Raw genomic sequence first — 8,226 nt, 5'->3', positions numbered from 1 at the left:
CCGATACACTGGCTTTCGCCGCATGGATAATCGCCCGCCTCGGTGCCTGGACCGGCTATTATGGCAAGCCCGGCCCCGTCACACTCTCACGCGGTTTCCAGCGATATCATGAAATCAAATACGGCGCGCGAATAGCAGCAGGAATTGTGTGAATCGGATAGTTAATTTCAGGGGGGATTACCATCCCAATGATGTTCCGCAACTAGACAGCTAGTTATTATTGTCCCCCTGCCCCCTATTGTCAGGCCGAAAATTCTCCGTAGCTTTGCAAACCGGCGGCGCGGGAAGTTTTCCCGACATAGGACAACTCACGGCGAGCGGCGGAATCGTCGATGCTAAACTCCCGCCCGATCATTCGAATCATCGAGCGCGAGATTGGGGGATCGCTATCCTTCCGTCTCAGGGTCCAAATCGTGTCGAACATACGACCGGCGGTCGCAGCAAGCCAGTAGGGCATCGAACGCAGCTTTTCGATGGAGAGCCCCTGCAAGCTCGCGAGTGAAGCGGTGAACTCGCGGAAAGTCTGCTTGTCCTGATCTGAGATGAAGAAAGCGCTGCCACCATCGCCGCGATCGAGTGCGCATTGTATAGCTTCAATCACATTATCTACATGGCAAGTTGCGAACGGATAGTCGCCATCGTCGACGAAGGCGAACCGTCCGGACTTTATAGCGCCAGGAAGCCCGCCGCTGAATGGATCACCTGGTCCCCAGATCGCCGGCGGACGAAGTGCGATCGTGCGAAATTCGGGTTTGTCGGCCGCCAGAACTAGCGCTTCGGCCCGCGCCTTGCTCGCGAGATAGGCAGAGAAATGGTTTGGAAAGGTGGGCCAATTTTCATCGGCATTTTGGATCGGCGTGCCGCTATTGTCCATGATAATCCCCGCGGCGCTGATATAAATAAAACTCTGTGCGCCGGCGGCCTCGGCCGCCTTCAGCAGCGTGCTGGTGCCATCGACATTGGTACGGAAAAATGGTGCACGCGGCCCTGAAAAGCGGAACAAGGCGGCCGCATGCACAACTGCGTCGATCTCTGGTAGTGTCAGTCGAGTGCAACTGCCGAGATCGGCGTGGACTGGCGTCGCATTTATCTTGTTCAGTTTGGTACGAGACAATGCGGAGCGGGCAAGAGCGAAAATCTCGTGGCCATCTTCCACGAGTTTTGGGATCAGGCGACTGCCAAGCATGCCGCTACCTCCCGTGACGAGAATCTTCATGTGGCCCCACCTTTTTGTTTGGTTTCAGAATGGACCGCAAGGCACTCTCGCGGATCTGCCTGAGGACTTTGGCATCGGGAGGCGGCACCTTGCGCAGTCTGGCCGTGACATGCAGTAGGGACGCAGCGCTCGCTGACGCCCACATGAGGTCGGCAGCCATCTCGACGGTCGGTGCAAGCTGTTCCTCGGCAGAAATTGCATCGATACGTTCGATAAGGAGCGCAAAAGCTTCTTCGACGGCAGGAAGCACGGCTCCATCCAGGACTCTGCTCATCATCGCCGCATACAGCCTAGGGCGGGAAGCTGCGAAGCGGACATAATCGTCCCAGCCCTCGCGCAGCGCCTCCACAGGATCGGTGGATTGGGTCGCTGACTTCTTTCCTTCGAGAAACTGCCTGAAGGCATCCCCGATCGCCGCACTCAGAAGCCCATCGGCGCTACCATAGTGGTGATAAAGGGTGGGCGCGGTCACATTCGCGATCGCGCAGATTTTGCGCGTCGAAAACTGCGCCTCCCCGTCATCTTCCAGAACCTTCAAGGCGGCATTGAGTAGAGAAGTTCGTGTATCCATGGCTAGCGTATAGCATCGATATACTACAGCGTCTATAGCGGTGTTATATTTCTGGTGCCGCTCAGCGGTAAAATTCAACGGCTCGACCGCCCGGTGAGGATGGAGGCAATGTTTGCCGACCACTTCTGATTTGGTGCGGTGGCGCTGAAACCCTAGTCTAGAGGACGTCTAAGTTCTTTTATCTCCAGTCAAATAGGCTGGAAGTCCCGCCTGAAAAAATGCCCGAAGGTGACGCTGAATATCGCAATTTGAAATGCCTATGTGCCGGAATGCATCCACTTAGAACCAAGAAAAACTGCTGTGTGAACCAACGTCAGCGTAGGTTTTTCTTGATCTGTCATTGTTTAAGATCCGCTTCCTAAGCTGACAATGAAACAGAAAATGAAATTTGGAATAACCGATGGATTTTGATCTTAAGGGGAAAACAGCCCTCGTGCTTGGCGGAGGTGGCGGACTGGGGCGCGCCATCTCCAAGGGACTAGCGGGGGAGGGGGCGAACATCGCCGTCGGCGATATCGAGCCCGGAGCCGTCTCTGAGACGCAGGCGGTCATTGCTAGCACAGGTGTGAAATCTTTGGGCTTAACTTGGGATATTGCCGATCTTTCGTCGATCGATGCGCATGTTTCCGAAGTCGAGGCTAAACTGGGCCCCGTAGATATTCTGGTCAATAATACTGGTGGGCCGCCGCCCACGCCAGCCGGTGGGCAAGCTCCGGAGGTATGGGCTAGGCATTTTCAGTCCATGGTGTTGTCCGTCATCACCATCACCGACCGGGTATTGCCGGGTATGCGGGCCAGGGGATGGGGGCGCATCATCACCAGCACCTCTTCGGGCGTGGTTGTACCCATTCCCAATCTCGGCATTTCCAATGCGCTGCGGTTGTCTTTGGTGGGGTGGTCGAAAACCCTGGCGCGGGAAGTGGGGCGGGATGGTATTACCGCCAACATCATCCTACCCGGCCGTATCGCCACGGACCGGATCAGGTTCCTAGACGAGGCCAAGGCTAAGCGTGAAGGACGCACGGTAGAGGATGTGATGGCCGAGAGCACTGGCAGTATTCCCGTAGGCCGCTATGGCAATCCGGAAGAGTATGGGGACGCAGTGACATTCTTGGCCAGTGAGCGGGCAGGGTATATTACCGGCTCGGTAATTCGCATTGATGGTGGGCTCATCGCCAGCATCTGACCGGGGGCACCTAAACCGCCAAGGCCGGTCTCTCTTCCGTAGGCTTTGGCAAAACCTGTGGGCCCATCCATTCCGGACGGGCCCGCTTTTCATGGTGTTTCCGCTTCTGCCAGAAGCACCTGGATCAGTCGATTGCGCGCGGAATCCCGCCGCCACAGCACGCCGATGCGCCGTTTCGGGAACGGCTTGGGCAACGCGATCTTGCGCAGTGTTAGCCCGGCGGGCCAGGGCGGCGCCCAGTCTGGCACCAGGGAAACGCCAAGCCTGCGGTCCACCAGCACGGCAATGGCTTCCAGTGAGTCCAGTTCATACCGGTCGCGCGGGCGGATGTTCTCCTGTTGCATGTAGGTTTCTGCCAAACGTCCACCCCATTGCCGCCGATCGTAGCGTATCAGCGGTTCGCTGGTGAGGATCTTATGTGGGTCGTTCTGGCGCACCCCCTCATGCGTTAGAACCACCAGCGCTTCCTCGCGCCAAGTGGTCCAACTGCAGGTCTTGGGTAGAGCGAAGGGCGGCTCCACCATTACCGCTGCGTCCAATTCGCCTTCAGCCACCTTGCGATAGAGCTCAGCCGACGTGCCGGGGTCGATGAACAGCGTCATCTGTACGTATTTTTCCGCCAACCGGGCCAGGATGGGCGGTAATATACCGGTTAGCGCGCTAGTGATGGCCCCCAGACTCAATTCACCGCTATAGTCCTGCTCGTTGGCGGTCGCTCTCATGTCCCGTACGCTGCGCAGAAGCTGCTTCGCCTGAGCGAGGACCGCGGCTCCGGCCTCTGTAGGGCGCATGTTCCGGCCGGAGCGGCTAATGAGCGCCGTGCCGATCTCGCCCTCCAAAGCGCGGATGCGCTGTGTTACGGCGGCGGCGGTTAGGTTAAGTCGCCGCGCTGCCTCGGCCACCGAGCCATGCTCCACCACCATCACGAAGCTTTCTAGGAATTGCGTATCCATACAAAACAAAAATTATCATCTGAATATAGGAAAGGCTATATTTTTTTGATTTTTGACAGCGTTAAGGTGACGCTGAAAAATCCGGCCCGTAGCGCCGGCAGCAGCAAGGATAGCGGAAATGGCCACAGGCTTGCGGAAAGGTCTCACCAGTTATGGAGATGCGGGATTCTCCTTGTTTCTGCGCAAGGCATTCATCAAGGCGATGGGCTATTCAGATGACGCGCTGGCACGTCCCATCGTCGGCATTACCGACACGTTTAGCGACTATAATCCCTGTCACGGAAATGTGCCGGACCTGATTGACGCCGTGAAGCGTGGCGTGATGTTGGCGGGGGCGCTGCCTATGGTGTTTCCCACCATCTCCATTGGCGAGAGCTTCGCTCACCCAACCTCCATGTTCCTGCGCAATTTGATGTCCATGGACACGGAGGAAATGATCCGTGCCCAGCCGATGGACGCGGCGGTGGTAATAGGCGGGTGCGATAAGACCATCCCCGCCCAGTTGATGGCCGCTGCTAGCGCTGACCTGCCGACGGTCGTGGTGCAGACCGGCCCGATGGTCGTGGGCCACCACAAAGGAGAGGTGCTGGGCGCCTGCACGGATTGCCGCCGTCTTTGGGGCCAGCACCGGGCAGACAAGATTGGCGAAGCTGAGATCGAGCAGATCAGCGGCCGGCTGGCGCCTTCAGTTGGCACCTGCATGGTAATGGGTACGGCCAGCACCATGGCATGCATTGTAGAAGCTCTGGGCTTGGCACTACCGATGAGCGCCGCAGCCCCTGCCACCCATGCGGACAGGCGCCGCATTGCCGAGGCCAGTGGCAGGCGGGCTGCGGAAATGGCAGTGAGCGGCGGCCCCATTCCCTCCCAACTCATCACCCCGGCTTCGCTGCGCAACGCCATGGTGGTGCTGCAGGCCATTGGCGGCTCCACCAACGGGCTTATTCACCTCACTGCCATTGCCGGGCGGGCTGGTGTGAAGCTGGACATGGATGAGTTCGACCGGCTGGGCAGGGAGATCCCGACGTTGCTTAACCTAAAACCCTCCGGCGCGCATTACATGGAGCATTTTCACCACGCTGGCGGCCTGCCTGCCTTGATGCGGGAGCTGAAGCTGCATCTCGACCTCTCCACACCAAATGTTGCGGGTGGCACGCTGGGCGATGCGATCGAGGCTGCCGAGGACGTGCCGGGGCAGCAGGTGATCTACAGCTTCGCCGAGCCTTTGAAAGCGCAAGGCGCGATGGCGGTTTTGCAGGGCAATCTCGCGCCTCTTGGCGCCGTCATCAAGCAATCGGCCGCCTCGCCCGAGTTGATGACCCATACCGGTCGCGCCGTGGTGTTCGATTCCGTGGAGGATCTCACCAACCGCATCGACGATCCTGATCTGGACGTGAAGGCGGATGACATTCTGGTGCTCCGTAATGCCGGACCCAAGGGAGCGCCGGGCATGCCGGAGGCTGGCTATTTGCCCATTCCCATGAAGCTCGCCCGTGCGGGGGTGAAGGACATGGTGCGGATCTCCGATGCCCGTATGTCCGGCACTGCCTTTGGCACCATCGTGCTGCATATCGCGCCGGAGGCTTCCGTAGGGGGGCCGTTGGCGTGGGTACAAAGCGGCGACCAGATCATGCTGGACGTGCCGCGTCGCCGCTTGGAATTGCTGGTGGATGAAGCTGAGTTTTCCCGCCGTAGAGCCGCGTGGGAGACTACGCCGCGCCGTGAGCTGCCCCGGCGCGGCTATGCACGGCTTTATGAGACCGCAGTGCTGCAGGCCGACGAAGGCTGCGATTTCGACTTCTTGCGCCGGAATGGCCAAGATGGCACCACTGATTGACGAGTGAGGCAGACAAGCATGAGTGCAAGACCCAAGATTCTCAGCATCGGCAATATGGAGCCGCGCGTAGAAGACGAGTTGGCACGGGATTTTGAAATCTTCAGTACGAATAAGCAGCCTTTGGAAGAGATCATGCCCGCGCATGCGGCAGAGATCACGGGCCTTATCACCCGTGGCCGCATGCGCACCGATGCTAGACTGATCGCGGAACTGCCTAGGCTGCAGCTCATCGCTAATTACGGTGTAGGGTATGATTCCATTGATTGCGCGGCGGCGGCTTCACGCGGCGTGGTGGTGACCAATACGCCGGATGTGCTGAATGACGAGATGGCGGATTTCACGGTCGGGCTGATGCTGGCAACCATCCGCGAGATCCCACAATCGGACGCCTATCTGCGCGCCGGCAACTGGGAGCGGAGCGGGGCGTTTCCGCTCACCGCCTCGCTGCGCGACCGCAAGATCGGCATTGCCGGGTTGGGGCGTATTGGCCAAGTGATCGCTAGACGCCTGCAGGCGTTCGAGCGGCCAATAGCATATTACGCCCGTACGCCGCGGGACGGTTTGCCATATGAATATCATTCCAGCCTGGAAGCCTTGGCTGAGGCGGTGGACGTGCTGATCGTGGTGCTGCCGGGCGGGTCCGCCACGCATCATGCGGTGAACGGGCAGGTTCTTAAAAAGCTCGGCCCCAACGGAATCCTGGTCAATGTCGCGCGCGGCTCTGTGGCGGATGAGGAGGCGCTGATCGCCGCCTTGCGGGATGGCACAATTCTGGGCGCCGGGCTTGACGTGTTCGCGCACGAGCCAAGCGTGCCGCAGGCGCTACGCGAGATGAAGAATGTCGTGCTTACCCCGCATGTCGGCACCGGCACGCACCACACCCGCCGGCTGATGGGCAATCTTGTCATAGATAATGTCCGCGCCTGGTTCGCTGGTAAGGGGCCAGTCACGCCCGTGTCGGAAACACCCTGGGAGGTGGGCGCCAATGTTGCTTGATGCCACCGCCAGCGGTGTGTTCTCCATCGCTGCCACACCATTTTTGCCGGATGGTGCGCTGGACCGCGCCTCCATCGACAGCCTGACAGATTTCTACCTGGACTGCGGTGTCGCAGGACTTACCATCCTCGGCATCATGGGCGAGGCGCAGAAGCTGGAACCTGAGGAGGCGCTTGCTGTCTCCCGCCAGATCATCGCCCGTGCCAGTGTGCCGGTGATTGTCGGCGTTTCGGCGCCGGGCTTCACCGCCATGCGCAGCTTAGCGTGTGGCGTGATGGAACTGGGGGCGGCGGGTGTGATGATCGCCCCACCGCCCCATCTGCGCACGGATGAGCAGATACTCACTTATTACGCGCAGGCGGTGGAAGTGATTGGTGATGATATTCCCTTCGTGATTCAGGATTACCCGCTGACGCTCAGCGTGCAGATGACCCCGAAGGTGCTGCGCGAGATTGTCATGGCGCATCCTTCCTGTGTGATGCTCAAACACGAGGATTGGCCGGGGCTGGAAAAAATTTCCACCCTGCGCGCTTTCCAGAAGGAGGGCACGCTTCGCCCGCTTTCCATCCTCACCGGCAATGGCGGACTGTTCCTGGATTTTGAGATGGAGCGCGGCGCCGATGGTGCGATGACTGGCTATGCCTTCCCTGATATGCTGGTGGAGACCGTAAAGCTGATGCAGGCGGGCGAGCGGGACAAGGCGCATGATTTATTCGACGCGCATCTGCCGCTCATCCGCTATGAGCAGCAGCAGGGTATTGGCCTTGCCGCCCGTAAATATGTGCTGAAGAAACGCGGTGCTATCGCCTATGACGCGCAGCGCAAGCCGGGTGCGCAGCTCAGCAACACAGCGCGCGCGGAAATTGACTATCTGCTTAGCCGCGTCGCATGCCGCGACCCGCGTGCCAGTTTGTAAAGGGAATTGAAGATGCCTGATTTCGTATTCGCGCCGCCGCCACCCGTGACCGTGCCGGTTACCGATGGTCGCCTGTTTCCCGTACGTCGAATCTTCTGTGTAGGCCGCAATTACGCCGCCCATGCGCGCGAGATGGGTAATGACCCGACCCGCGAGCCGCCTTTTTTCTTCACTAAACCCGCGGATGCGTTGGTGCCCGCCGGGCAGGACACGCCTTATCCCAGCCAGACGAAAAACCTGCATCATGAGATCGAGCTTGTGGTCGCCATCGGTACGGGAGGTCAGGAGATCAGCCCAGCACAGGCGTTGTCCCATGTATTCGGCTATTCCATCGGCATCGATCTGACCCGGCGGGATTTGCAGGATGAAGCCAAGGGGCTCCGCCGCCCGTGGGATTTAAGCAAGGGGTTCGACGCATCCGCCCCCATTGGCGCCATTGCCCCGGCCAGTGCGGTTGGCCACCCGGCCGCCGGGCGCATTGCGCTTAGCGTGAACGGGCAGATCCGGCAGGAAGGGGATCTCGCGGACCAGATCTGGCCGGTGCCGGATAT

The 8,226-nt window shown here is 59.5% G+C and carries 8 protein-coding genes; 5 read left to right on the top strand and 3 right to left on the bottom strand.

The features are described from left to right. Window positions 1–241: 241 nt before the first annotated feature. Complete coding sequence (locus tag BUB54_RS19250; RefSeq protein WP_048879950.1) at window positions 242–1,216, bottom strand: NAD-dependent epimerase/dehydratase family protein; 975 nt, start codon at window positions 1,214–1,216, stop codon at window positions 242–244. Continuing rightward, window positions 1,191–1,787, bottom strand: coding sequence for a TetR/AcrR family transcriptional regulator (locus tag BUB54_RS19245; RefSeq protein ID WP_048879949.1), 597 nt, complete (start codon window positions 1,785–1,787; stop codon window positions 1,191–1,193). The genes BUB54_RS19250 and BUB54_RS19245 overlap by 26 nt, the downstream gene beginning before the upstream one ends. Window positions 1,788–2,187: 400 nt before the next feature. On the opposite strand from BUB54_RS19245, the gene BUB54_RS19240 reads away from it, so the two are divergent. Next, window positions 2,188–2,973, top strand: coding sequence for an SDR family oxidoreductase (locus BUB54_RS19240; protein ID WP_048879948.1), 786 nt, complete (start codon window positions 2,188–2,190; stop codon window positions 2,971–2,973). Window positions 2,974–3,062: 89 nt separating this feature from the next. On the opposite strand, the gene BUB54_RS19235 is transcribed toward BUB54_RS19240, so the two are convergent. After that, complete coding sequence (locus BUB54_RS19235; protein WP_048879947.1) at window positions 3,063–3,926, bottom strand: LysR substrate-binding domain-containing protein; 864 nt, start codon at window positions 3,924–3,926, stop codon at window positions 3,063–3,065. A gap of 118 nt (window positions 3,927–4,044) precedes the next feature. Here BUB54_RS19235 and BUB54_RS19230 point away from each other — a divergent pair, with 118 nt between their 5' ends. From BUB54_RS19230 to BUB54_RS19215, 4 genes are all read left to right on the top strand, one after another. Continuing rightward, window positions 4,045–5,763 carry an IlvD/Edd family dehydratase gene (locus BUB54_RS19230; protein WP_048879946.1) on the top strand — a complete coding sequence of 573 codons (1,719 nt, stop codon included), beginning with the start codon at window positions 4,045–4,047 and terminating at the stop codon, window positions 5,761–5,763. Between the two features lie 18 nt (window positions 5,764–5,781). Continuing rightward, window positions 5,782–6,759, top strand: coding sequence for a 2-hydroxyacid dehydrogenase (locus BUB54_RS19225; RefSeq protein ID WP_048879945.1), 978 nt, complete (start codon window positions 5,782–5,784; stop codon window positions 6,757–6,759). Continuing rightward, complete coding sequence (locus BUB54_RS19220; protein WP_048879944.1) at window positions 6,749–7,675, top strand: dihydrodipicolinate synthase family protein; 927 nt, start codon at window positions 6,749–6,751, stop codon at window positions 7,673–7,675. Before BUB54_RS19225 ends, BUB54_RS19220 begins: the two co-directional genes overlap by 11 nt. Before the next feature lie 12 nt (window positions 7,676–7,687). After that, window positions 7,688–8,226 (top strand): fumarylacetoacetate hydrolase family protein (locus BUB54_RS19215; RefSeq protein WP_073211358.1); only part of this gene is annotated, 539 nt, incomplete at its 3' end.

Source organism: Acidocella aminolytica 101 = DSM 11237, from assembly GCF_900129125.1.
GTDB lineage: Bacteria > Pseudomonadota > Alphaproteobacteria > Acetobacterales > Acetobacteraceae > Acidocella > Acidocella aminolytica.
Note: the sequence above shows the minus strand (reverse complement) of the source record. Positions and strands in the feature narration are given on the sequence as shown.

Bases quoted from the DNA above. Each gene is read 5' to 3' on its own strand.
- BUB54_RS19250 (WP_048879950.1), bottom strand. From the start codon at position 1,216: ATGAAGATTCTCGTCACGGGAGGTAGCGGCATGCTTGGCAGTCGCCTG.
- BUB54_RS19245 (WP_048879949.1), bottom strand. From the start codon at position 1,787: ATGGATACACGAACTTCTCTACTCAATGCCGCCTTGAAGGTTCTGGAA.
- BUB54_RS19240 (WP_048879948.1), top strand. From the start codon at position 2,188: ATGGATTTTGATCTTAAGGGGAAAACAGCCCTCGTGCTTGGCGGAGGT.
- BUB54_RS19235 (WP_048879947.1), bottom strand. From the start codon at position 3,926: ATGGATACGCAATTCCTAGAAAGCTTCGTGATGGTGGTGGAGCATGGC.
- BUB54_RS19230 (WP_048879946.1), top strand. From the start codon at position 4,045: ATGGCCACAGGCTTGCGGAAAGGTCTCACCAGTTATGGAGATGCGGGA.
- BUB54_RS19225 (WP_048879945.1), top strand. From the start codon at position 5,782: ATGAGTGCAAGACCCAAGATTCTCAGCATCGGCAATATGGAGCCGCGC.
- BUB54_RS19220 (WP_048879944.1), top strand. From the start codon at position 6,749: ATGTTGCTTGATGCCACCGCCAGCGGTGTGTTCTCCATCGCTGCCACA.